The organism is Streptomyces sp. M41 (assembly GCF_043673425.1).
In the GTDB taxonomy this organism is placed as follows: domain Bacteria; phylum Actinomycetota; class Actinomycetes; order Streptomycetales; family Streptomycetaceae; genus Streptomyces.
In genome coordinates this window covers 118,473-141,772 of the sequence record NZ_JBIMKE010000004.1, presented here as the reverse complement: position 1 = coordinate 141,772, position 23,300 = coordinate 118,473, and the positions used below count along the sequence as shown (strand labels likewise).

Below are 23,300 nucleotides of genomic sequence, written 5' to 3'. Positions count from 1 at the left end.
ACTTCCGTGAGCACCTTCAAGGCCCCCAAGGGCACGTACGACCTGCTGCCGCCGGAGAGCGCCAAGTTCCTGGCCGTGCGCGAGGCGATCGCCGCGCCGCTGCGGGGCTCCGGCTACGGCTACATCGAGACGCCCGGCTTCGAGAACGTCGAGCTGTTCGCACGCGGTGTCGGTGAGTCCACCGACATCGTGACGAAGGAGATGTACGTCTTCGAAACCAAGGGCGGCGACAAGCTCGCCCTGCGCCCCGAGACGACGGCTCCCGTGCTGCGCGCGGTCCTGGAGGCCAACCTGCACAAGGCGGGCAACCTGCCGGTGAAGGTCTGGTACTCGGGCTCGCAGTACCGCTACGAGCGCCCCCAGAAGGGCCGCTACAGGCACTTCTCCCAGGTCGGCGCCGAGGCGATCGGTGCCGAGGACCCGGCGCTCGACGCCGAGCTGATCATCCTGGCGGACCAGGCGTACCGCTCGCTGGGCCTGAGCAACTTCCGCATCCTGCTCAACAGCCTGGGCGACAAGGAGTGCCGTCCGGTTTACCGCGCCGCCCTCCAGGACTTCCTGAGCGGCCTGGACATCGACGAGGACACGCGCCGCCGCGCCGAGATCAACCCGCTCCGCGTCCTGGACGACAAGCGCGAGTCGGTCCAGAAGCAGCTCGGTGACGCCCCGCTGCTGCGCGACTACCTCTGCGACGCCTGCAAGGCGTACCACGAGGAGGTGCGCGAGCTGATCACCACGGCGGGCGTGACCTTCGAGGACGACCCCAAGCTGGTGCGCGGCCTGGACTACTACACGCGTACGACCTTCGAGTTCGTCCACGACGGTCTGGGCTCCCAGTCCGCGGTGGGCGGAGGCGGCCGTTACGACGGCCTGTCGGAGATGATCGGCGGTCCCGAGCTCCCGTCCGTCGGCTGGGCCCTCGGCGTCGACCGCACGGTCCTCGCCCTGGAGGCGGAGGGCGTCGAGCTCGAACTCCCCGCGTCCACCAGCGTGTTCGCCGTCCCGCTCGGCGAGGAGGCCCGCCGGATCCTGTTCGCCAAGGTCACCGAGCTGCGCAAGAACGGCATCGCGGCCGACTTCTCCTACGGCGGCAAGGGCCTCAAGGGCGCGATGAAGAACGCCAACCGCAGCGGTGCCCGGTACACGGTCGTCGCCGGCGAACGCGACCTCGCCGAGGGTGTCGTCCAGCTCAAGGACATGGAGTCCGGCGAGCAGACGGCCATCGGCGTCAACGAGATCGTGGCGGAGCTGGAAGCACGCCTGGGCTGAGTCCGGCTGACTCACATGGGGCGGGGGCCGTTCGGTCCCCGCCTCATCGTTTGCCGGTGTCCGAAACCGAGCGACTTTACTCAGTCGCGCGTATTTCCTTATGTCCAGCGAACTGAGAGCAGGCCCGCGTGTGCGGCACAATGTGCCTGCCCGGAGAAACTCCAAGTCTCAAGTGACGGAATCGGCGTGATGAGCAAGACGACAGTCCAGGACGTCTCCACCGAGCCCGAGCCGGAGCGCGCCGAAGCGGCGCAGCGATCGGTGGGCGCCGGCCGTGCGTTCGCGTTGATGCTGGTGATCACCGGCGCGGCCGGCGTGCTCGCCGCGTGGGTCATCACGGTCGACAAGTTCAAGATCCTCGAAGCCAAGCTCGCGGGCGAGACCTACACGCCCTCGTGCGGCATCAACCCGATCGTCGCCTGCGCGGACGTCATGGAGAGCAAGCAGGCGTCCGTCTTCGGGTTCCCCAACCCGGTGCTCGGCCTCGTCTGCTACGGCATCGTCGTCTGCGTCGGCATGAGCCTGCTCGCCCGGGCCCGTTTCCCGCGCTGGTACTGGCTGACGTTCAACTTCGGCACGCTCTTCGGTGTCGCCTTCTGCACCTGGCTGATGTACCAGTCGCTCTACAACATCAACGCGCTGTGCCTGTGGTGCTGCCTGGCCTGGGTCGCCACGCTCACGATGTTCTGGTACGTCACCTCCTTCAACGTCCGTAACGGCTTCCTGCCGGCCCCGCGCCCGCTGAAGAGCTTCCTGGCCGAGTTCACCTGGGTCCTCCCGGTGACCCACTGCGGCGTCATCGCGATGTTGATCCTCACCCGCTGGGGCAGCGCGCTCTGGGCCACCTCCTGATCCGCCCGACGTCGATGTCAGTGCGGTGATTTAGGGTTTCTCACGTGGAGCCCGACCTGTTCACCGCCGCCGCAGAAGAACGCCAGGAGAAGGACCCCGCCGGGAGCCCCCTGGCGGTGCGGATGCGCCCGCGCACCCTCGACGAGGTCGTGGGCCAGCAGCATCTGCTGAAGCCGGGCTCCCCCCTGCGCAGACTGGTCGGTGAGTCCGGCGGCGGCCCCGCCGGGCCGTCCTCGGTGATCCTCTGGGGCCCGCCCGGCACCGGCAAGACGACCCTCGCCTACGTCGTCTCCAAGGCCACCAACAAGCGCTTCGTGGAGCTCTCCGCCATCACCGCCGGCGTCAAGGAGGTCCGCGCGGTCATCGACGGCGCCCGCCGCGCCACCGGTGGCTACGGCAAGGAGACCGTCCTCTTCCTCGACGAGATCCACCGCTTCAGCAAGGCCCAGCAGGATTCCCTGCTCCCGGCCGTCGAGAACCGCTGGGTGACCCTGATCGCGGCGACCACCGAGAACCCGTACTTCTCGGTCATCTCCCCGCTGCTGTCCCGCTCCCTCCTGCTCACCCTCGAACCCCTCACCGACGACGACGTCAGGGGCCTGCTGAAGCGGGCGCTGAGCGACGAGCGCGGCCTGAAGGACGCCGTCGCACTCCCCGAGGACACCGAGGAGCACCTGCTGCGGATCGCCGGCGGCGACGCCCGCCGCGCGCTGACGGCCCTGGAGGCCGCCGCCGGAGCCGCCCTGGACCAGGGCGAGACCGAGGTCAGCCTGCAGACGCTGGAACAGACCGTCGACCGCGCGGCCGTGAAGTACGACCGCGACGGCGACCAGCACTACGACGTGGCCAGCGCCCTCATCAAGTCCATCCGAGGCTCCGACGTCGACGCCGCTCTGCACTACCTGGCCCGCATGATCGAGGCCGGCGAGGACCCCCGGTTCATCGCCCGCCGCCTGATGATCTCGGCCAGCGAGGACATCGGCCTCGCCGATCCGAACGCCCTGCCGATCGCCGTCGCCGCCGCCCAGGCCGTCGCCATGATCGGCTTCCCCGAGGCCGCCCTCACCCTCAGCCACGCCACCATCGCCCTCGCCCTCGCCCCCAAGTCCAACGCCGCGACCACCGCGATCGGCGCCGCCCTGGACGACGTACGCAAGGGGCTGGCCGGTCCCGTGCCGCCCCATCTGCGGGACGGGCACTACAAGGGAGCTGAAAAGCTGGGACACGCACAGGGGTATGTGTATCCGCACGACCTGGCGGAGGGCATCGCCGAGCAGCAGTACGCGCCGGACGCCCTCAAGGACCGCGAGTACTACAGCCCGACCCGGCACGGCGGCGAGGCTCGGTACGCGGACGCCGTGGAGTGGACCAGGAAACACCTCGGTCGCAGGCGGCCCTGAGCACCCTGTAGACTTCGCCCCAGTGCTGCGTCCCGTGTCCGGCCACCTGGCCGGCGCCTCAGACGGGACATCCAGCCGGATCTTTCGATCCAGGAGCGTCGCGCACCGTCGTAGGTGTCGCGGGCAGCCCACCACCACCCGGAATCCCGGGAGCGGTCGGTGGGCCGTTCGTGTGCTGCACGTATGTGCCCAGACCAGGGGAGCGGCTGCCTGACACGTCCCTCGCGGACCTGTCGGGATTCCCCGGCTGCGGATTGCGACCTCCCGTAACCCTGAGGCAGCCGAAGAAAAACAGACAAGGAAGATCAAGTGGCGAACCAGTCCCGCCCCAAGGTCAAGAAGTCGCGTGCCCTCGGTATCGCGCTGACCCCGAAGGCCGTCAAGTACTTCGAGGCCCGTCCCTACCCGCCGGGTGAGCACGGCCGTGGCCGCAAGCAGAACTCGGACTACAAGGTCCGTCTGCTGGAGAAGCAGCGTCTGCGTGCGCAGTACGACGTGTCCGAGCGTCAGCTCGTCCGCGCCTACGAGCGTGCCTCCAAGGTTCAGGGCAAGACCGGTGAGGCCCTGATCATCGAGCTCGAGCGCCGTCTCGACGCCCTGGTCCTGCGTTCGGGCATCGCCCGCACCATCTACCAGGCCCGTCAGATGGTCGTGCACGGCCACATCGAGGTCAACGGCCAGAAGGTCGACAAGCCGTCGTTCCGCGTCCGTCCCGACGACGTCGTGATGGTCCGCGAGCGCAGCCGCGAGAAGACCCTCTTCTCCATCGCCCGCGAGGGTGGCTTCGCCCCCGACGGCGAGACCCCGCGCTACCTCCAGGTGAACCTCAAGGCCCTGGCGTTCCGCCTGGACCGTGAGCCGAACCGCAAGGAGATCCCGGTGATCTGCGACGAGCAGCTCGTCGTCGAGTACTACGCCCGTTGATCCTTCAGCGGTCGTAGGACTCCTGCGCCTCAGCCCGTCGTCTCCCCGCCCTTGCGGGTGGGGGAGGCGGCGGGCTTTCGCATGGCCCCGCTCGCCGTGACATGCGTGACCGGCCCCCGCGGCGACGGAACTCCGTCCGACCCCAGCTGCCCGAGCGCCCGGCGCACGGCCGCCTCCCGGCCGAGCGCCGCACCCTGCCGTACACACTCCTCGTACCGGTCGTCGCCGAGCCGCTCCCGCGCCGCCGTCTCGCACAGCCTGTGCGGGGCGTCGAAACACGCCGAGCCGAACAGCGGCAGCCCCACCGACGGCCACATCCGCGCCGCCGCGCCCTGGAGCACCGCGGCCTCCACGGCATCGCCCTCCGCCTGTGTGACCAGGGCCAGCAGCTCCACCGCCAGCACCGAGCCGAGCAGATCGCGGAAGGCGTGGGCGCTTTCGAGGCAGTCGGTCAGCAAGGAGCGGGCACCGGGCAGATCGCCGTCCGCCCAGGCGGCGTACGCCAGGACGTACAGCGCATAGGAGCGCGCCCAGCGCTCGCCTTGGTCCTCGCACACCAGGCGCACGTCCTCGCACAGCCGCACCGCGCCCGGCAGATCGCCCTGGAACGCCCGCGTCATCGCCAGCTCCACCCGGCCCATCAGCACATTGCTGTTGAGCTCACCGATCTCCTCATAGCGGCCGAGCGCCGAGCGCAGCAGCGTCTCCGCGCGCTCCATGTCGTCCGAGATCAACGCCAGGCAGCCCGTGCGGTGCTCGGCGTAGGCCACCGCCAAGGGGTCCGCGGCGCGTTCCGCCTCCTCGCGGCACTCCAGCAGCACCCCGAGCGCGGCTGTCGTGTCGCCCTGGAGGATCGCCACATAGCCGAGCACCCACAGCGCCTTCAGCCGGGACCGCTCATGACCGGAGTCCAGCGCCACGACCTGCTCCAGCCAGCGCCGGCCCTCCGACAGCCGGCCGCAGCCCACCCAGTAGAACCACAGGGAACCCGCGAGGTACTGGCCCAGATGCGCGTCCTCCGGCTCGCTCAGACACTGCTCCAGGGCGCAGCGCAGATTCGGCAGATCCGCCTCCACGCGCGCGGCCACCTCGTCCTGCCGCGACGAGAACCAGTCCAGCTCGCACCAGGTCGCCAGACCCAGATACCAGTCACGGTGCCGGCGCCGCAGCCGGGCCGCGTCCCCGGTCGCCTCCAGCCATTCGGCACCGTACGCGCGCAGCGTGTCCAGCATGCGGTAGCGCACGCCGACCGGGGTCTCCTCGCGGGTGACCACGGACTGCGCGAGCAACTCGCCGAGCACGTCGAGGACGTCGTCGCAGTGCAGCCCGTGCCCGGCGCACACGTATTCCACCGCGTCCAGATCGAACCGGCCCGCGAACACCGACAGCCGTGCCCACAGCAACCGCTCCTCGGGCGTGCACAGTTCATGGCTCCAGCCGACCGCCGTACGCAGCGTCCGATGACGCGGCAGCCAGTCCCGCCCGCCCCCGGTCAGCAGCCGGAACCGGTCGTCCAACCGCTCCAGCACCTGCCGCGGGGACAGCATCCGCAGCCGCCCCGCCGCCAGCTCGATCGCGAGCGGCACCCCGTCCAGCCGCCGGCACACCTCCCGTACGTCCGCCTCGTCCCGCACGGCCACCCCGCACCGTGCCGCCCGGTCCACGAACAGCTCCACGGCCTCGTCCTCGCCCAGCGGCGCGAGCGGCAGCAGCTGCTCACCCGCGACGCCCAGCGGTCTACGGCCCACGGCGAGCACCCGCAGCCCCGGGACCCGGCGCAGCAGCCGGGTCACCAGCTCGGCGCAGGCGTCCACCAGGTGCTCGAAACCGTCCAGGACCAGCAGGAGTTGCCGCCCTTCGAGATGCGTCAGCAGCGTCTCGCGGGGCAGCCGCGTCGTATGGTCCGTCAGGCCCAGCGCCTCGACGACCGCGTAGTCGACGAACTCCGGGTCGCGCACCGGTGCCAGCTCCACGTGCCACACGCCGTCGCGGGGCGCGCATCGGGCCGCCGCACGTGCCGCCAGCCGTGACTTGCCGACGCCGCCGGCCCCGGTCACCGTCACCAGCCGCGCGGTGTCGAGCGCCCCGGCCAGCTCGGCGAGTTCGGCCGAGCGGCCCACGAACGTGCTGAGCTCCAAGGGCGCGATGCCGGACTCGGGGGAGTGGGCGCGCTGTTGATCCCGCATGGGATACGGAGCGTACTGAACCGTAATCACTCCGTACAATCGCTTCTCGCAACCAGGCTCCACACGGGCGGTAATCCGGTGCGGAGCGCCATCCCCGGCGCGATAGGCTCGGTGCACGACTTTTTCGATGCAGACCGATGCGCAGACCGATGCAGAGGCACGTTTCAGGGAGCGGGTGCACACAGTGTCCGGTGGAGAGGTTGCCGGGATCCTGGTGGCCGTCTTCTGGGCGATCCTGGTCTCCTTCCTCGCCGTCGCGCTGGCGAGGCTGGCCCAGACGCTCAAGGCGACCACCAAACTCGTCGCGGACGTGACCGACCAGGCCGTCCCCCTCCTGGCAGAGGCCTCCACGGCGGTGCGCTCCGCGCAGACGCAGATCGACCGCGTCGACGCCATCGCCTCCGACGTCCAGGAGGTCACGTCGAACGCCTCCGCGCTCTCGACCACCGTCGCCTCCACCTTCGGCGGCCCCCTGGTCAAGGTCGCGGCCTTCGGCTACGGCGTCCGCCGGGCCCTGGGCGGCCGAAAGGACGACGTGCCCGCCAAGGCGTCGAGGCGTACCGTGATCGTGGGCCGCACGGTCTCTCGGCGCAACTCCCGAGGGAAGAGGGACTGAGAGCCAGCGATGTTCCGCCGCACCTTCTGGTTCAGCACGGGCGTCGCCGCCGGTGTCTGGGCCACCACCAAGGTCAACCGCAAGCTGAAGCAGCTGACGCCGGAGAGCCTGGCCGCCACCGCGGCGAACAAGGCGCTCGAGGCCGGTCACCGCATCAAGGACCGCGCGGTGGGCTTCGCGCTCGACGTCCGGGACAACATGGCCGCGCGGGAGGCCGAGCTGGGCGACGCCCTTGGGATCGGCGACGACTCCGAACTTCCCGCGCCCCGGCGGTACGCCGCCATCGAGAACCGCAACAACCCGAAGTACGTCGAGGGCTCGACGTACCAGACGTACCCGTACAACCGGAATGAGGACCACTGATGGAGTCGGCCGAGATTCGCCGCCGCTGGCTGAGCTTCTTCGAGGAGCGCGGGCACACCGTCGTCCCTTCGGCGTCGCTCATCGCGGACGACCCGACTCTGCTCCTCGTCCCGGCCGGCATGGTGCCCTTCAAGCCCTACTTCCTGGGTGAGGTCAAGCCGCCCTTCGACCGTGCCACCAGCGTCCAGAAGTGCGTCCGCACGCCGGACATCGAAGAGGTCGGCAAGACCACCCGGCACGGCACGTTCTTCCAGATGTGCGGCAACTTCTCCTTCGGCGACTACTTCAAGGAAGGCGCCATCAAGCTCGCCTGGGAGCTGCTCACCAGCCCCCAGGACAAGGGCGGTTACGGCCTGGAGCCGGAGAAGCTCTGGATCACCGTCTACAAGGACGACGACGAGGCCGAGCGCATCTGGCACGACGTCGTCGGCGTGCCGAAGGAGCGCATCCAGCGCCTCGGCATGAAGGACAACTACTGGTCGATGGGCGTCCCCGGCCCCTGCGGCCCCTGCTCCGAGATCAACTACGACCGCGGCCCCGAGTTCGGCGTCGAGGGCGGCCCCGCCGTCAACGACGAGCGGTACGTCGAGATCTGGAACCTCGTCTTCATGCAGTACGAGCGCGGCCAGGGCGTCGGCAAGGACAACTTCGAGATCCTCGGCGAGCTCCCGAGCAAGAACATCGACACGGGCCTCGGCCTGGAGCGCCTCGCCATGATTCTGCAGGGCGTGCAGAACATGTACGAGATCGACACCTCCATGGCGGTCATCAACAAGGCCACCGAGCTGACGGGTGTCGCGTACGGCGACGCCCACGCCTCGGACGTCTCCCTGCGCGTGGTCACCGACCACATGCGCACGTCCGTGATGCTGATCGGCGACGGTGTCACCCCCGGCAACGAGGGCCGCGGCTACGTCCTGCGCCGCATCATGCGCCGCGCCATCCGCAACATGCGTCTGCTCGGCGCCACCGGCCCGGTCGTCAAGGACCTCATCGACGTCGTCATCGGCATGATGGGCCAGCAGTACCCCGAGCTCATCACCGACCGCGAGCGCATCGAGAAGGTCGCCCTCGCCGAGGAGAACGCCTTCCTCAAAACGCTGAAGGCCGGTACCAACATCCTGGACACCGCCGTCAGCGACACCAAGGCCGCGGGCGCCACGGTCCTGCCCGGCGACAAGGCGTTCCTGCTCCACGACACCTGGGGCTTCCCCATCGACCTCACCCTGGAGATGGCCGCCGAGCAGGGGCTGTCCGTGGACGAGGACGGCTTCCGGCGCCTGATGAAGGAGCAGCGCGAGCGCGCCAAGGCCGACGCCCAGGCCAAGAAGACCGGCCACGCCGGTGCCGGCGCCTACCGCGAGATCGCCGACAAGACCGGCGAGACCGAGTTCATCGGATACAGCGACACCGAGGGCGAGTCCACCGTCGTCGGCATCCTCGTCGACGGCGCCTCCTCCCCGGCCGCCACCGAGGGCGACGAGGTCGAGATCGTCCTCGACCGCACCCCGTTCTACGCCGAGGGCGGCGGCCAGATCGGCGACACCGGCCGCATCAAGGTCGACACCGGTGCCGTCATCGAGATCCGCGACTGCCAGAAGCCGGTGCCGGGCGTGTACGTCCACAAGGGCGTCGTCCAGGTCGGCGAGGTGACGGTCGGTGCCAAGGCCCACGCCTCCATCGACGGGCTCCGCCGCCGGGCCATCGCCCGCGCCCACTCGGCCACGCACCTCACCCACCAGGCCCTGCGTGACGCCCTCGGCCCGACGGCCGCCCAGGCCGGTTCCGAGAACCAGCCCGGCCGCTTCCGCTTCGACTTCGGTTCGCCGTCCGCCGTGCCGACGGCGGTGATGACCGACGTCGAGCAGAAGATCAACGAGGTGCTCGCCCGCGACCTCGATGTGCACGCCGAGGTCATGGGCATCGACGAGGCCAAGAAGCAGGGCGCCATCGCCGAGTTCGGCGAGAAGTACGGCGAGCGGGTCCGCGTCGTGACCATCGGCGACTTCTCCAAGGAGCTGTGCGGCGGCACGCACGTCCACAACACCGCCCAGCTCGGTCTGGTCAAGCTGCTCGGCGAGTCGTCGATCGGCTCCGGGGTGCGCCGTATCGAGGCCCTCGTCGGCGTGGACGCCTACAACTTCCTCGCCCGGGAGCACACGGTCGTCGCGCAGCTCCAGGAGCTGATCAAGGGGCGTCCGGAGGAACTCCCGGAGAAGGTCTCCGCCATGCTCGGCAAGCTGAAGGACGCCGAGAAGGAGATCGAGAAGTTCCGCGCCGAGAAGGTGCTCCAGGCCGCGGCCGGTCTCGCCGAGTCCGCGAAGGACGTCCAGGGCATCGCCGTCGTCACCGGTCAGGTCCCGGACGGCACCACGGCCGACGACCTGCGCAAGCTGGTCCTCGACGTACGTGGTCGCATCCAGGGCGGCCGGGCCGTGGTCGTGGCCCTCTTCACGGTCAACAACGGCAAGCCCCTCACCGTCATCGCGACCAACGAGGCGGCCCGTGAGCGCGGCCTCAAGGCCGGTGACCTGGTCCGTACGGCCGCCAAGACGCTCGGCGGCGGCGGAGGCGGCAAGCCGGACGTCGCCCAGGGCGGCGGCCAGAACCCGGCCGCGGTCGGCGAGGCCGTCGAGGCCGTCGAGCGGCTCGTGGCGGACACGGCCAAGTGAGCGCCGACAGTCAGGCGAGTGGCGACGGCCCGGGCATGCGCCGGGGCCGTCGCCTCGCGATCGATGTCGGAGACGCCCGTATCGGGGTCGCCTCCTGCGACCCCGACGGGATCCTCGCCACCCCGGTGGAGACGGTGCCGGGCCGGGACGTCCCGGCGGCTCAGCGCAGGCTGGGGCAACTCGTCGAGGAGTACGAGCCGATCGAGGTCGTCGTCGGCCTTCCTCGCTCCCTCAAGGGGGGCGAGGGCCCGGCCGCGGTCAAGGTCAGGGCCTTCGCGCAGGACCTGGCCCGCATGATCGCGCCCGTGCCGGTCAGGCTCGTGGACGAGCGGATGACGACCGTGACGGCCAGTCAGGGACTGCGCGCTTCGGGCGTGAAGTCCAAGAAGGGCCGGTCCGTGATCGACCAGGCAGCCGCTGTGATCATCTTGCAGCAGGCGCTCGAATCCGAACGGGTGTCAGGTAAAGCTCCGGGCGAGGGCGTCTAAGTGGTCATCTGATCGCGATACGGTAACGTTCCGCGCGATGCGCCGGTGTTCGAACAGCCGACGCACAAAGAGAGGCGGACGGGAGCCGGATCACGCCAGCCGCGTGACCGCCGCCTCGCGGCTCTAGGGGATCGATGACTGAGTATGGCCGGGGCCAAGGCTCCGAACCGTGGCATCCGGAGGACCCGTTGTACGGGGACGGCGGATGGGAAGGGCAGCAGCAGGCCCACACGGGTCAGCAGGCTGCCTACGGAGGCCGGCCGCAGCACTATCCGGAGCAGCCGCAGCAGCACCAGCAGTACGGCGACTGGGGCGACGGCCGACAGGCCGCGTACGACCAGACGCAGCAGCAGTACCAGCAGGGACAGGCTCAGCAGTACCAGCAGCAGGGACAGGCCGCCCAGCAGTACCCGCAGCAGGGACAGGCTCAGCAGTACCCGCAGCAGTACGACCAGCACCAGTACGCGGGCCAGGGGCAGCAGCCGTACGACACCGGCAGCTGGGAGACCGGACCGCAGGCGCACGCCCAGTACCCCGACCCCTCGGACCCCTATGGCCAGCAGACGGCGGCGTACGGCGCCGGGCGGCCCGACTACTACGGCACACCCGAGGCCTACCCGCCGCCGGAGCCGCCGAGCCGTCGGCAGACCGAACCGGAACCTCCCGAGACGGACTGGGACCCCGGCCCTGACCAGGGCGAACACGCGTTCTTCGCCGGCGGCGGTGACGACGACGAGGACGACGCCGACGACGGTTCGGGCGGCGGCCGGGGGCGCTCGGACCGCAGGGGCCGGGGCGGCCCGCCCAAGAAACGCCGCAGCGGCATGGCTTGTCTGGTGGTCGCGCTGATCTTCGCCGGGGGTGCGGCCGGAGCCGGATATTTCGGGTACCAGTTCTACCAGGATCGTTTCGGCTCGGCGCCGGACTTCGCGGGCGACGGCACCGGCGAGAAGGTGACCGTCGAGATCCCCAAGGGCGCCCTCGGTTCCGAGATCGGCCGCCGGCTCAAGGCCGCCGGAGTGGTCAAGAGCGTCGACGCCTTCGTGGCCGCCCAGGAGCAGAACCCCGAGGGCGGCAAGATCCAGGCGGGCGCCTACCTGCTGCAGAAAGAGATGTCCGCCGAGAGCGCCGTCGAGTTGATGCTCGACCCCAAGAGCCAGAACAACGTGCTCGTCAGGCCCGGCGACCGCAATATCGCGGTCTACAAAGCGATCGACGAGCAACTCGAATTGTCCTCAGGCACCACCGAGAAGGCCGCCGAAAAGCAGTACAAGAGCTTCGGACTGCCGAGCTGGGCCGACGACGACAAGGACATCAAGGACCCGCTGGAAGGATTCCTCTCCCCGGGGACCTATCCCGCCGCCAAGGGAATGAAGCCCGAGGCCGTGCTCAAGGCGATGGTGACCCAGGCCGCGGAGAAGTACGACGCGCTCGGTCTGGAGGCCAAGGCCAAGTCGCTGAAGCTGGACAGCCCGTTGCAGGTCATCACGGTCGCCAGCCTCGTCCAGGCCGAGGGCAAGACCAATGACGACTACCGCAAGATGGCGGAGGTCGTCTACAACCGCCTCGACCGCTCGAACCCGGAGACCTACGGACTGCTGCAGTTCGACTCGACGTTCAACTACCTCCAGGGCGAGAGCAACATCGACATCAGCGAGTCGGAGATCAACAGCAACAAGGACCCGTACAACACGTACACCCAGAAGGGTCTTCCGCCGGGCCCGATCGGCAATCCGGGCGACGGCGCGCTGACGGCGACGCTGAAGCCGACCGACAGCGGCTGGTTCTACTTCGTGGCGACCGACGGTGTGAACAAGACCGAGTTCGCCAAGACGCACGACGAATTCCTCAGGCTCAAGGACAAGTTCAATGAGAGCAGGGACTGACGCCCGCCGGGCCGCCGTGCTCGGTTCGCCGATCGCTCACTCCCTTTCGCCGGTGCTGCACCGCACCGCCTATGCGGAACTGGGGCTCACGGGCTGGTCGTACGACCGGTTCGAGGTCGACGAGCTCGCGCTGCCCGGCTTTCTCGGGGAACTCGGGCCGGAATGGGCCGGGTTGTCGCTGACCATGCCGCTCAAGCGGGCCGTCATCCCACTGCTCGACGAGATCAGCGAGACGGCGGCTTCGGTGGAGGCCGTCAACACGGTCGTCCGCACCGAGGACGGCCGCCGGATCGGCGACAACACCGACATCCCCGGCATCGTGGCCGCACTGCGGGAGCGGGGCATCGAACAGGTCGACTCCGCCGCGATCCTCGGCGCCGGTGCCACGGCCTCGTCCGCGCTGGCCGCGCTCGCGCGCGTCTGCACCGGCGAGGTCGTGGCGTACGTACGCAGCGACGCCCGTGCCGCCGAGATGCGGCAGTGGGGCGAGCGCCTCGACGTCGACGTGCGGACCGCCAACTGGGCCGACGCGGGTCAGGCCCTGCACGCCCCGCTGGTGATCGCGACCACTCCGGCCGGTGCGACGGACGCCCTCGCCGGGGCCGTACCGGAGCGCCCGACCACCCTCTTCGACGTGCTCTACGACCCCTGGCCGACCGAACTCGCCGCCCGCTGGTCCATGTTCGGGGGAGCCGTCGTCAGCGGGCTCGACCTGCTGGTGCACCAGGCAGTGCTCCAGGTGGAGCAGATGACCGGGCGGACCCCGGCGCCGCTGGAGGCGATGCGAAAAGCGGGAGAGCGCGCACTCGCGGCCCGCTAAGATCCGCTGGGTTCCGCAGGGGGCGGAGCAACACAGAGGGGAGCGTGAAACCGTGTCCACAGGCGTGTCGTTGGCGTCCGTCAAGAGTGAAATATTCGGAGCTGTCCTCCAGTTCATGCCGGACTGGATCCAGATTCCGGTGCTGGTCCTGATCGTGCTCCTGGTGGTGGGGTCCTGGGGCTTCAAGGCGAAGCGCAAGATCGCCCAGCGCCGCGCGAGGCGTCAGGGGCAGACGGTCACCGTGGCGACGCAGCCCGCGCAGGGGAGGGGAGCCGACTACCTCGGTCCGTACGCTCCCCAGCAGCCGGCCCAGCAGCCGGCGCAGCAGCCGAGCGGGCCGAGCGGCGCGGACTTCCTCGGCTCCTACGCCCCGCCGCAGAGGCAGGGCAGCGGTCCCGCCTGATCCCTCCCGAGGTCCACGGCTGTCCATCCGGCGTCCGCCAGATGGACCGGCGGCCGGGCAGCCGCCCTGGACGTGGGAGGATCGGAGGTGGCGGGCCGGGGCCGCGCACCTGGTCGCGCCGTCGCCGTACGCGAGGACGCGCGTACGCAGTGCAGTACCAGGGCGCGAGCATCGAGGAGCACCGTTGAGCAGGTTGCGCTGGCTGACCGCGGGGGAGTCCCATGGCCCCGCACTCGTCGCGACGCTGGAGGGCCTTCCCGCCGGCGTGCCGATCACCACTCAGATGGTGGCGGACCACCTGGCCAGGCGGCGGCTCGGTTATGGCCGCGGTGCGCGGATGAAGTTCGAGCAGGACCAGGTCACCTTCCTCGGCGGCGTCCGGCACGGACTCAGCCTGGGCTCGCCGGTCGCGATCATGGTGGGGAACACCGAGTGGCCGAAGTGGGAGCAGGTCATGGCCGCCGACCCGGTCGACCCGGAGATCCTCGCGGGGCTCGCCCGTAACGCACCACTGACCCGGCCCCGTCCCGGCCACGCCGACCTCGCAGGCATGCAGAAGTACGGCTTCGACGAGGCGCGGCCCATCCTGGAGCGCGCCTCGGCCCGCGAGACGGCGGCCCGGGTGGCGCTGGGCGCGGTGGCGCGGTCGTACCTGAAGGAGACGACCGGGATCGAGATCGTCAGCCATGTCGTCGAGCTGGCTTCGGCGAAGGCGCCGCAGGGCGTGTACCCGACGCCGGCCGACGTCGAGAAGCTGGACGCGGACCCCGTGCGCTGCCTGGACGCGGACGCGTCGAAGGCGATGGTCGCCGAGATCGACCAGGCCCACAAGGACGGCGACACCCTCGGTGGCGTGGTCGAGATCCTGGCGTACGGCGTCCCCGTCGGCCTGGGCTCGCACGTGCACTGGGACCGCAAGCTGGACGCCCGTCTCGCCGGCGCGCTCATGGGCATCCAGGCGATCAAGGGCGTCGAGATCGGCGACGGCTTCGAGCTGGCGCGGATCCCGGGGTCCAAGGCGCACGACGAGATCGTCAGGACCGATGAGGGCATCCGGCGCACCTCCGGCCGTTCCGGCGGTACCGAGGGCGGCCTGACCACCGGTGAGCTGCTGCGGGTCCGCGCCGCGATGAAGCCGATCGCGACCGTGCCGCGCGCCCTTCAGACCGTGGACGTCACCACCGGCGAGGCCGCCGCCGCGCACCACCAGCGCTCCGACGTGTCCGCGGTCCCGGCCGCCGGCATCGTGGCCGAGGCCATGGTGGCCCTGGTGCTCGCGGACGCGGTGGCGGAGAAGTTCGGCGGCGACTCGGTGGCCGAGACCCGCCGGAACGTGACCTCGTACCTCGACAACCTCGCCATCCGATGAGCGGGCCGCTGGTCGTCCTGGTCGGCCCGATGGGCGTGGGCAAGTCCACGGTCGGGCAGCTGCTGGCGGAGCGGCTCGGGGTCTCCTACCGGGACACCGACGACGACATCGTCGCCGAGCAGGGCAGGACCATCGCCGACATCTTCGTCGACGAGGGCGAGCCTGCCTTCCGGACGATCGAGAAGGCGGCCGTGCACCGTGCGCTGGCCCAGCACGACGGCATCCTCGCGCTCGGTGGCGGCGCGATCCTCGACGCCGACACGCGGGCGCTGCTCGCCGGGCAGCGGGTGGCGTATCTGTCGATGGACGTCGAGGAAGCGGTCAAGCGCACGGGCCTGAACGCGGCCCGTCCGCTGCTCGCGGTCAACCCGCGCAAGCAGTGGCGCGAGCTGATGGAGGCCCGCCGGTATCTGTACGAGGAGGTCGCCACGGTCGTGGTCGCCACCGACGGCCGTACGCCCGAAGAGGTCACCGAAGTAGCCCTGGACGCACTGGAGTTGAAGGAAGCATGAGCGAGGCAGTCACCCGGATCCAGGTCGGCGGAACCCCGGGCACCGACCCGTACGAGGTCCTGGTGGGCCGTCAGCTCCTGGGCGAGCTGGGCGGGTTGATCGGGGACAGGGTCAAGCGCGTCGCCGTCATCCACCCCGAGGCGCTGGCCGAGACCGGCGAGGCGCTCCGTGCCGACCTGGCCGAGCAGGGCTACGAGACGGTCGCCGTCCAGGTGCCGAACGCCGAGGAGGCCAAGACCGCCGAGGTGGCCGCGTACTGCTGGAAGGCGCTCGGCCAGTCCGGCTTCACCCGCTCCGACGTCATCGTCGGTGTCGGCGGCGGCGCGACCACGGACCTGGCCGGGTTCGTGGCCGCCACCTGGCTGCGCGGGGTGCGCTGGATCGCCGTCCCGACCACCGTGCTCGCCATGGTCGACGCGGCCGTCGGCGGCAAGACCGGCATCAACACCGCCGAGGGCAAGAACCTCGTCGGCGCCTTCCATCCGCCGGCCGGCGTGCTCTGCGACCTGGCAGCCCTGGACTCCCTCCCGGTCAACGACTACGTCTCCGGGCTCGCCGAGGTCATCAAGGCCGGCTTCATCGCCGACCCGGCGATCCTGGAGCTCATCGAGTCCGACCCCGAGGCCGCCCGCACCCCCGCTGGCCCGCACACCGCCGAGCTGATCGAGCGCTCCATCCGGGTCAAGGCGGAGGTCGTCTCCTCGGACCTGAAGGAGTCGGGCCTGAGGGAGATCCTCAACTATGGCCACACCCTGGGCCACGCCATCGAGAAGAACGAGCGCTACAAGTGGCGGCACGGCGCCGCGGTCTCGGTGGGCATGCACTTCGCCGCCGAACTGGGACGGCTGGCGGGACGGTTGGACGACGCCACGGCCGACCGCCACCGCGCGATCCTTCAGTCGGTCGGACTGCCGCTGCACTACCGCTACGACCAGTGGCCCAAGCTGCTGCAGACCATGAAGGTGGACAAGAAGTCCCGCGGCGACCTGCTGCGCTTCATCGTCCTGGACGGCCTGGCCAAGCCGACCGTCCTGGAGGGTCCGGACCCGGCCGTCCTTCTCGCCGCGTACGGCGAAGTCGGCCAGTAAGTCCGCCGAAACACCCTTCCGTCCGATTCGCCTGTGGCGATGGGCACTTAAGGCCGCCTCCGGCCGTTCACCAAACGGCGGCCGGGGGCGGTACCGTTCGGTAGCGCGTGGGGTTCGTGCCCTGCTGCCAGCGACAATGGCCCAGTAAGACGAGACGGAGTGGCACCGGATGCAGCATGCAGTGGGGTCTCCGCTGCCGCCGCCCCACCAGTCGGGGCACGGTTGGTCACCGGCCGCACAACACCCGGGACAGCACCACCCGGGCACGCCCCAGCAACCTGCCCCACAGCACGGCTCCGCCGCACACCAGGGGCCACCCCAGCACCAGGCGCCTGCCCAGCACCAGCACCAGGGACCTCCCCCGCACCCGGGCACCGCCCCGCCGCCACCTCCAGCACCGGGCTTCGCACCCCCCGGCCCCGGCCCGGTCCCGCCCGCGACGCACCCCGCCTCGGGGCCGCCCGCCCCCGAGACCACGGGCCACGTCCCGCTCCCGCCCGGCGGCCCCGTCGCCGTACCGAGCACCCCGCCCGCCGCCGCGGCCCCCGACCCGACGACCACCACCCTCGCGGTGCTGCTCATCGGACCGGCCGGCGCCGGCAAAACGAGCGTCGCCAAGTACTGGGCCGACCATCGCCGGGTCCCCACGGCCCACATCAGCCTCGACGACGTGCGCGAGTGGGTCCGTTCGGGCTTCGCCGACCCCCAGTCCGGGTGGAACGACCACTCCGAGGCCCAGTACCGCCTGGCCCGCCGCACCTGCGGCTTCGCCGCGCGCAACTTCCTGGCCAACGGCATCTCGTGCATCCTCGACGACGCGGTCTTCCCCGACCGCCCGGTCGTGGGCCTCGGCGGCTGGAAGCGCCACGTGGGCCCCGGCCTCCTCCCCGTCGTCCTGCTCCCGGGCCTGGAGATCGTCCTGGAGCGCAACGCCGAACGCACCGGCAACCGCCGCCTCACCGACGAGGAGGTCGCCCGCATCCACGGCCGCATGGCCGGCTGGTACGGCTCCGGCCTCCCGATCATCGACAACTCCCAACTGGACGTCCCTCAGACGGCCCAGCTCCTGGACGACGTACTGGCAAGATCAATCGCCAGCCCACCGACCTGGTGACGAGCGGCACCGGCCCACGCAGGTGACACGAGGAGCCCCAACTCGGACACCGCCCACGCACACGCCCTAAGGGGCGCGGGGAACTGCGCGCTCAACCCCCACGCACCCGCACCCACCCTCACAACCAGGCCCCCGCCCACGCATACGCCCCAAGGGGCGCGGGGAACTGCGCGATGAGCCCCCACGTACCCGCGCCCGGCACACCACCCCCAACCCACCCTCACTGCCAGGGCACCGCTCGCGCCCACGCCTTCGGGGGCGCGGGGAACTGCGCGCTCAACCCCCACGCACCCGCACCCACCCTCACAACCAGGCCGCCGCCCACGCATACGCCCCAAGGGGCGCGGGGAACTGCGCGACGAGCCCCACGCACCCGCACCCGAAACACAACCCCACCCCCACCCCCAACCCGGCCCCGCCTCACCCCACCGCCCACTCAGCCGCCCTCAACCGGCGCCAACCCCGCGGAGCTCATACGCTCGGGTCATGTCAGAGGCGTACGCCACCCGCCGATCCCGGCTGAGGGACCGCTGCCAAGCCGGCGGCAGCGCCACCGCGCTGATCTCCCGCCCCGCCAACGTCCGCTACCTCGCGGGCGCCGCCCCGCAGGGCTCCGTGCTGCTTCTCGGCAAGACCGAAGACCTGCTCGTGTGCACCAGCCCGCCCGACGACCGGCCCGGTGAGGGCCGCCCGGACGAGAGCCTGCGGATCCACGCCCTCCCCGGCGCCGGAGACCCCGCCGTCGCCGCCGCCGACCTCGCCGCCGCTCAGGGCGGGGCCTGCCTCGCCGTGGAGGAACACCACCTGACCGTGGCCCGTCACAGAGCCATCCGCTCGGTCGTCCCGCTCCTGCGTCTGTCCGACCTCGGCGGAGCCGTGGAGCAGCTCCGGGTGGTCAAGGACGAGGAGGAGATCTCCTGCCTCAGGATCGGTGCCGAGATCGCCGACCAGGCCCTCGGGGAACTCCTCGAATCCATCCTCGTCGGCCGCACGGAACGTCACCTCGCACTGGAGCTCGAACGACGCCTGGTCGATCACGGCGCCGACGGCCCCGCCTTCCGTACGTCCGTCGCCACCGGCCCGAACGCCGGCCGACGAGCCCACCGGCCCACCGACCGCCGGGTCGAGGAGGGCGACTTCCTCTCCGTCTGTCTGGGGGCCACGTATCGCGGCTACCGCTGCGAGATCGGCCGTACATTCGTCATCGGCACCTCTCCCGCCGACTGGCAGATCGAGTTGTACGACCTCGTCTTCGCCGCTCAGCGCGCCGGACGGGAGTCCCTGGCGCCCGGCGTCGCCTACCGCGACGTGGACCGTGCCGCACGTCAGGTGCTGGATTCCGCCGGGTACCACGAGGGGCTGCCGGCCCTCACCGGTCATGGCGTCGGGCTCGAAATCGACGAGGACCCTCAGTTGGGTCCCGCGGCCATGGGTAAACTGGACGCTTGCGTGCCGGTCACCGTCGAACCGGGGGTCCACCTCCCGGGCCGGGGCGGCGTCCGGATCGATGACACGCTCGTCGTCCGCCCCGAGGCGGACGGCGGACCCGAGCTACTCACCATCACGACCAAGGAGCTGCTCGCGCTCTAGCTCATCGGCTACGCGCGTGCGCCGGGGTCGTCCACGTCAGTCCAGGAGATTCCGCAACCGTGGCTTCCACGAACGACCTCAAGAACGGCATGGTGCTCAAGCTCGAAGGCGGCCAGCTCTGGTCCGTCGTCGAGTTCCAGCACGTCAAGCCCGGCAAGGGCCCGGCCTTCGTGCGCACCAAGCTCAAGAACGTGCTGTCCGGCAAGGTGGTCGACAAGACCTTCAACGCCGGCGTCAAGGTCGAGACGGCCACTGTCGACAAGCGCGACATGCAGTTCTCCTACATGGACGGCGACTACTTCGTCTTCATGGACATGGAGACCTACGACCAGCTCATGGTCGACCGCAAGGCCGTCGGCGACGCCGCCAACTTCCTGATCGAGGGCTTCACCGCCACCGTCGCGCAGCACGAGGGCGAGGTGCTCTTCGTCGAGCTGCCGGCCGCCGTCGAGCTCGTCATCCAGGAGACCGAGCCGGGCGTCCAGGGCGACCGCTCCACCGGCGGCACCAAGCCCGCCACCCTGGAGACCGGTCATCAGATCCAGGTCCCGCTCTTCATCACCACCGGTGAGAAGATCAAGGTCGACACCCGTACGAGCGACTACCTCGGCCGGGTGAACAGCTAACCGTGGCTGCCCGCAACACGGCCCGCAAGCGCGCCTTCCAGATCCTCTTCGAGGCAGACCAGCGCGGCGCCGACGTCCTGACGGTCCTCGCGGACTGGATCCGGCTCTCCCGGACCGACACCCGGCAGCCGCCGGTGAGCGAGTACACGATGCAGCTGGTCGAGGGCTACGCGGGGCACGCGAAGCGCATCGACGAGCTGATCGCGCAGTACTCCGTCGGTTGGACGCTAGACCGGATGCCGGTCGTGGACCGCAACATCCTGCGTCTCGGCGCGTACGAACTGATCTGGGTCGACGAGACCCCGGACGCGGTCGTTCTCGACGAGATGGTGCAAGTGGCGAAGGAGTTCTCCACGGACGAGTCGCCCGCGTTCGTCAACGGCCTGCTCGGCCGGCTCAAGGACCTCAAGCCCTCGCTGCGACGCGAGGAAGCCTGAGTTCCTGAGGCCTGAGTTGTTCCTGAGGCCTGAGTCCTGAGTCCTGGAAATCGCCGGAGGGCCCGCAGCATCCACGCTGCGGGCCCTCCGGCGTATGTGGGCCACAGGGGCCCATCGGGGCCCCACCAGGCCCGCAGAACGCCGCCGGGGTGGCCGGAACCGTAAAGTTCCGGCCACCCCGGCGGCACGTTTCTGCGGAGTGGGTCGACTCGCGGTGAGCGCTCAGCTCTCCTCGGCGTGGGTGACCGCACGACGCGCGTCGGCGTCCAGCACACCCCAGCTGATCAGCTGCTCGGTGAGGACCGAGGGCGACTGGTCGTAGATGACGGCGAGTGTGCGCAGGTCGTCCTGGCGGATCGAGAGCACCTTGCCGTTGTAGTCACCGCGCTGCGACTGGATCGTCGCCGCGTACCGCTGGAGGGGTCCCGCCTTCTCGGCCGGCACGTGGGCCAGTCGCTCCAGGTCGAGGACCAGCTTCGGCGGCGGCTCGGCGGCCCCGCCCGGCGTGGTGCCCGGCAGCAGTTCCTGCACCGGAACGCCGTAGAAATCCGCCAGCTCGGCTAGGCGCTGCACGGTCACGGCACGGTCACCGCGCTCGTACGAACCGACCACCACGGCCTTCCAGCGACCCTGGGACTTCTCCTCGACACCGTGGAGGGAAAGGCCCTGCTGGGTGCGGATGGCCCGGAGCTTGGCCCCGAGCTGTTTGGCGTATTCGCTGGACATATAGCTCCCCGGACACTGTGTCGACGCGACTGGATTTTGGGTTCCAGGCCGCGCGGCTGGTAACTCACTGTGAGGTTACGCAGCGTGACTCTGGTGCGTCAAGCCGAATGGTCCACACCGACGCTTCCGTGCTATCGGTGGCCGATTAGGCCAAGGGGGTGAACGGAGGGGTCTCCTCGGCCTGCTACGGTGGATGGCGCAAACCAGACGTCCTTTAAGGTCCGTCCCGTGAGGCGGAGAAGGAGGTCCCTTTCGTATGGACAGGCAACAGGACACGCAAGCGTCCGATGCCCGGCCCGTTCTCGAAGGCCCTGACATCGCGCGGGTGTTGACCCGCATCGCCCACGAGATCGTCGAGCGCGCCAAGGGCGCCGACGACGTGGTGCTCCTCGGTATTCCGACCCGCGGCGTCTTCCTCGCCCAGCGGCTCGCCGCCAAGCTCGAGCAGATCACCGAGCGGAAGATCCCGGTCGGCTCGCTCGACATCACCATGTACCGCGACGACCTGCGCATGCACCCGCCGCGTGCGCTGGCCCGCACGGAGATCCCCGGCGACGGCATCGACGGCCGCCTGGTCGTCCTCGTCGACGACGTCCTCTTCTCCGGCCGCACCATCCGTGCCGCCCTCGACGCCCTGAACGACATCGGGCGTCCGCGCGCGGTCCAGCTCGCGGTCCTCGTCGACCGCGGCCACCGCGAACTGCCCATCCGTGCCGACTACGTCGGCAAGAACCTCCCCACGTCGTTGCGGGAGACGGTCAAGGTCCAGCTCGCCGAGGAGGACGGTCGCGACACCGTGCTGCTCGGTGCGAAGCAGCCCCAGTAGCACGCGGCAGGTGTGCGGCGCTGCCGTGCGCCCGCTCGGCGCGCTTCCACGCGCGCGTGCCACCCGAATTCTCCTGACTGAACTGCCTTACGGAGCCTGACAGATGCAGCGTCATCTCATCTCGGCCGCCGACCTCACCCGCGACGACGCCGTCCTGATCCTCGACACCGCCGAGGAGATGGCCAGGGTCGCCGACCGGCCGATCAAGAAGCTGCCGACCCTGCGCGGTCGCACGGTGGTGAACCTCTTCTTCGAGGACTCCACCCGCACGCGGATCTCCTTCGAGGCGGCCGAGAAGCGGCTGTCCGCGGATGTGATCAACTTCTCGGCCAAGGGGTCGAGCGTGTCCAAGGGGGAGTCCCTGAAGGACACCGCCCAGACCCTGGAGGCCATGGGCGTCGACGCCGTCGTCATCCGGCACGGTGCCTCCGGAGCGCCGTACCGCCTCGCCAACTCCGGCTGGATCGACGCCGCCGTCATCAACGCCGGCGACGGCACCCACCAGCACCCCACCCAGGCCCTGTTGGACGCCTTCACGATGCGCCGCCGGCTCGTGGGCCGGGACGCCGGGCTCGGGCAGGACCTCGCGGGGCGGCGCATCACGCTCGTCGGCGACGTCCTGCACAGCCGGGTCGCCCGCTCCAACGTCGACCTGCTGCACACCCTGGGCGCCGAGGTCACCCTGGTCGCGCCGCCCACCCTGGTGCCGGTCGGCGTGGAGACCTGGCCCTGCGAGGTGTCGTACGACCTCGACGCAGTCCTTCCCAAGTCCGACGCGGTGATGATGCTGCGCGTGCAGCGCGAGCGCATGAACGCCGCCTTCTTCCCGACCGAACGTGAGTACTCGCGGCGCTACGGCCTCGACGGCGACCGTATGGCCCGGATGCCCGAGCACGCGATCGTGATGCACCCCGGCCCGATGGTGCGGGGCATGGAGATCACCGCCGAGGTCGCCGACTCGGAACGCTGCACCGCGATCGAGCAGGTCGCAAACGGAGTCTCCATCCGGATGGCCGTTCTGTACCTGCTGCTCGGCGGAAACGAACCGGCCGCCGCCCACCCGTCGCCCACCACCGCCCTTGCAACGAGGCGCTCCGCGCCCGCCTCTGAATCCCGTACCGAGGAGAAGTAAG

General features: G+C 70.3%; 22 protein-coding genes. 20 read left to right on the top strand and 2 right to left on the bottom strand.

The window, feature by feature from the left end:
- Positions 1–6 precede the first annotated feature (6 nt).
- The 4 genes from hisS (at position 7) to rpsD (ending at position 4,445) form a co-directional block, all read left to right on the top strand.
- Positions 7–1,269, top strand: coding sequence for a histidine--tRNA ligase (hisS, locus tag ACHBTE_RS07150; protein WP_394722612.1), 1,263 nt, complete (start codon positions 7–9; stop codon positions 1,267–1,269).
- Between the two features lie 189 nt (positions 1,270–1,458).
- Positions 1,459–2,121 (top strand): vitamin K epoxide reductase family protein, encoded by a 663-nt coding sequence (locus ACHBTE_RS07145; protein WP_394722610.1) that lies wholly within the window; start codon positions 1,459–1,461, stop codon positions 2,119–2,121.
- A gap of 44 nt (positions 2,122–2,165) precedes the next feature.
- The gene (locus tag ACHBTE_RS07140) at positions 2,166–3,521 is read left to right on the top strand and encodes a replication-associated recombination protein A (RefSeq protein ID WP_394722609.1); all 1,356 of its coding nucleotides are present in this window, start codon (positions 2,166–2,168) and stop codon (positions 3,519–3,521) included.
- A gap of 309 nt (positions 3,522–3,830) precedes the next feature.
- The gene (rpsD, locus tag ACHBTE_RS07135) at positions 3,831–4,445 is read left to right on the top strand and encodes a 30S ribosomal protein S4 (protein WP_129796831.1); all 615 of its coding nucleotides are present in this window, start codon (positions 3,831–3,833) and stop codon (positions 4,443–4,445) included.
- A gap of 29 nt (positions 4,446–4,474) precedes the next feature.
- On the opposite strand, the gene ACHBTE_RS07130 is transcribed toward rpsD, so the two are convergent.
- Positions 4,475–6,631 (bottom strand): ATP-binding protein, encoded by a 2,157-nt coding sequence (locus ACHBTE_RS07130; protein WP_394722608.1) that lies wholly within the window; start codon positions 6,629–6,631, stop codon positions 4,475–4,477.
- Positions 6,632–6,806: 175 nt separating this feature from the next.
- Between ACHBTE_RS07130 and ACHBTE_RS07125 the strand changes: the two genes are divergently transcribed.
- The 14 genes from ACHBTE_RS07125 (at position 6,807) to nusB (ending at position 20,615) form a co-directional block, all read left to right on the top strand.
- Positions 6,807–7,247, top strand: coding sequence for a DUF948 domain-containing protein (locus ACHBTE_RS07125; protein ID WP_394722607.1), 441 nt, complete (start codon positions 6,807–6,809; stop codon positions 7,245–7,247).
- 9 nt (positions 7,248–7,256) lie between these two features.
- Positions 7,257–7,610, top strand: coding sequence for a hypothetical protein (locus ACHBTE_RS07120; protein ID WP_394722606.1), 354 nt, complete (start codon positions 7,257–7,259; stop codon positions 7,608–7,610).
- Positions 7,610–10,282 carry an alanine--tRNA ligase gene (gene alaS / locus ACHBTE_RS07115; protein WP_394722604.1) on the top strand — a complete coding sequence of 891 codons (2,673 nt, stop codon included), beginning with the start codon at positions 7,610–7,612 and terminating at the stop codon, positions 10,280–10,282. Before ACHBTE_RS07120 ends, alaS begins: the two co-directional genes overlap by 1 nt.
- A gap of 35 nt (positions 10,283–10,317) precedes the next feature.
- Positions 10,318–10,770, top strand: coding sequence for a Holliday junction resolvase RuvX (ruvX, locus tag ACHBTE_RS07110; protein ID WP_394722875.1), 453 nt, complete (start codon positions 10,318–10,320; stop codon positions 10,768–10,770).
- A 134-nt stretch (positions 10,771–10,904) separates the two neighbouring features.
- Positions 10,905–12,656, top strand: coding sequence for an endolytic transglycosylase MltG (gene mltG, locus ACHBTE_RS07105; protein ID WP_394722603.1), 1,752 nt, complete (start codon positions 10,905–10,907; stop codon positions 12,654–12,656).
- Positions 12,640–13,476, top strand: a complete 837-nt coding sequence (locus tag ACHBTE_RS07100; protein WP_394722602.1) for a shikimate dehydrogenase — start codon at positions 12,640–12,642, stop codon at positions 13,474–13,476. Before mltG ends, ACHBTE_RS07100 begins: the two co-directional genes overlap by 17 nt.
- A gap of 115 nt (positions 13,477–13,591) precedes the next feature.
- The gene (locus tag ACHBTE_RS07095) at positions 13,592–13,879 is read left to right on the top strand and encodes a hypothetical protein (RefSeq protein WP_394722600.1); all 288 of its coding nucleotides are present in this window, start codon (positions 13,592–13,594) and stop codon (positions 13,877–13,879) included.
- 184 nt (positions 13,880–14,063) lie between these two features.
- The gene (gene aroC, locus ACHBTE_RS07090) at positions 14,064–15,248 is read left to right on the top strand and encodes a chorismate synthase (protein ID WP_394722599.1); all 1,185 of its coding nucleotides are present in this window, start codon (positions 14,064–14,066) and stop codon (positions 15,246–15,248) included.
- Entirely contained in the window at positions 15,245–15,760 is a 516-nt protein-coding gene (locus ACHBTE_RS07085) for a shikimate kinase (RefSeq protein WP_394722598.1), read from the top strand. The genes aroC and ACHBTE_RS07085 overlap by 4 nt, the downstream gene beginning before the upstream one ends.
- Positions 15,757–16,848 carry a 3-dehydroquinate synthase gene (aroB, locus tag ACHBTE_RS07080; protein WP_394722597.1) on the top strand — a complete coding sequence of 364 codons (1,092 nt, stop codon included), beginning with the start codon at positions 15,757–15,759 and terminating at the stop codon, positions 16,846–16,848. Before ACHBTE_RS07085 ends, aroB begins: the two co-directional genes overlap by 4 nt.
- Positions 16,849–17,017: 169 nt before the next feature.
- Complete coding sequence (locus ACHBTE_RS07075; RefSeq protein WP_394722596.1) at positions 17,018–17,962, top strand: AAA family ATPase; 945 nt, start codon at positions 17,018–17,020, stop codon at positions 17,960–17,962.
- A 486-nt stretch (positions 17,963–18,448) separates the two neighbouring features.
- Complete coding sequence (locus tag ACHBTE_RS07070; RefSeq protein WP_394722595.1) at positions 18,449–19,552, top strand: aminopeptidase P family protein; 1,104 nt, start codon at positions 18,449–18,451, stop codon at positions 19,550–19,552.
- Between the two features lie 59 nt (positions 19,553–19,611).
- Entirely contained in the window at positions 19,612–20,178 is a 567-nt protein-coding gene (gene efp / locus ACHBTE_RS07065) for an elongation factor P (RefSeq protein ID WP_030048852.1), read from the top strand.
- A 2-nt stretch (positions 20,179–20,180) separates the two neighbouring features.
- Positions 20,181–20,615 carry a transcription antitermination factor NusB gene (gene nusB / locus ACHBTE_RS07060; RefSeq protein ID WP_394722594.1) on the top strand — a complete coding sequence of 145 codons (435 nt, stop codon included), beginning with the start codon at positions 20,181–20,183 and terminating at the stop codon, positions 20,613–20,615.
- A gap of 222 nt (positions 20,616–20,837) precedes the next feature.
- On the opposite strand, the gene bldD is transcribed toward nusB, so the two are convergent.
- A complete protein-coding gene (gene bldD / locus ACHBTE_RS07055; RefSeq protein ID WP_019757325.1) occupies positions 20,838–21,341 on the bottom strand; it encodes a transcriptional regulator BldD in 504 nt (167 codons plus the stop codon).
- 256 nt (positions 21,342–21,597) lie between these two features.
- On the opposite strand from bldD, the gene pyrR reads away from it, so the two are divergent.
- Positions 21,598–22,167, top strand: coding sequence for a bifunctional pyr operon transcriptional regulator/uracil phosphoribosyltransferase PyrR (gene pyrR / locus ACHBTE_RS07050; protein ID WP_394722592.1), 570 nt, complete (start codon positions 21,598–21,600; stop codon positions 22,165–22,167).
- 103 nt (positions 22,168–22,270) lie between these two features.
- Positions 22,271–23,299 carry an aspartate carbamoyltransferase catalytic subunit gene (locus ACHBTE_RS07045; protein ID WP_394722591.1) on the top strand — a complete coding sequence of 343 codons (1,029 nt, stop codon included), beginning with the start codon at positions 22,271–22,273 and terminating at the stop codon, positions 23,297–23,299.
- The last annotated feature ends 1 nt before the right edge of the window (position 23,300 follow it).

What these genes read in the sequence shown, in the direction of transcription:
- ACHBTE_RS07145 (WP_394722610.1), top strand. Translation starts at nt 1,459, where the DNA reads ATGAGCAAGACGACAGTCCAGGACGTCTCCACCGAGCCCGAGCCGGAG.
- ACHBTE_RS07130 (WP_394722608.1), bottom strand. Translation starts at nt 6,631, where the DNA reads ATGCGGGATCAACAGCGCGCCCACTCCCCCGAGTCCGGCATCGCGCCC.
- ACHBTE_RS07120 (WP_394722606.1), top strand. Translation starts at nt 7,257, where the DNA reads ATGTTCCGCCGCACCTTCTGGTTCAGCACGGGCGTCGCCGCCGGTGTC.
- alaS (WP_394722604.1), top strand. Translation starts at nt 7,610, where the DNA reads ATGGAGTCGGCCGAGATTCGCCGCCGCTGGCTGAGCTTCTTCGAGGAG.
- ruvX (WP_394722875.1), top strand. Translation starts at nt 10,318, where the DNA reads ATGCGCCGGGGCCGTCGCCTCGCGATCGATGTCGGAGACGCCCGTATC.
- mltG (WP_394722603.1), top strand. Translation starts at nt 10,905, where the DNA reads ATGACTGAGTATGGCCGGGGCCAAGGCTCCGAACCGTGGCATCCGGAG.
- ACHBTE_RS07100 (WP_394722602.1), top strand. Translation starts at nt 12,640, where the DNA reads ATGAGAGCAGGGACTGACGCCCGCCGGGCCGCCGTGCTCGGTTCGCCG.
- ACHBTE_RS07095 (WP_394722600.1), top strand. Translation starts at nt 13,592, where the DNA reads ATGCCGGACTGGATCCAGATTCCGGTGCTGGTCCTGATCGTGCTCCTG.
- ACHBTE_RS07085 (WP_394722598.1), top strand. Translation starts at nt 15,245, where the DNA reads ATGAGCGGGCCGCTGGTCGTCCTGGTCGGCCCGATGGGCGTGGGCAAG.
- aroB (WP_394722597.1), top strand. Translation starts at nt 15,757, where the DNA reads ATGAGCGAGGCAGTCACCCGGATCCAGGTCGGCGGAACCCCGGGCACC.
- ACHBTE_RS07075 (WP_394722596.1), top strand. Translation starts at nt 17,018, where the DNA reads ATGCAGCATGCAGTGGGGTCTCCGCTGCCGCCGCCCCACCAGTCGGGG.
- ACHBTE_RS07070 (WP_394722595.1), top strand. Translation starts at nt 18,449, where the DNA reads ATGTCAGAGGCGTACGCCACCCGCCGATCCCGGCTGAGGGACCGCTGC.
- bldD (WP_019757325.1), bottom strand. Translation starts at nt 21,341, where the DNA reads ATGTCCAGCGAATACGCCAAACAGCTCGGGGCCAAGCTCCGGGCCATC.
- pyrR (WP_394722592.1), top strand. Translation starts at nt 21,598, where the DNA reads ATGGACAGGCAACAGGACACGCAAGCGTCCGATGCCCGGCCCGTTCTC.
- ACHBTE_RS07045 (WP_394722591.1), top strand. Translation starts at nt 22,271, where the DNA reads ATGCAGCGTCATCTCATCTCGGCCGCCGACCTCACCCGCGACGACGCC.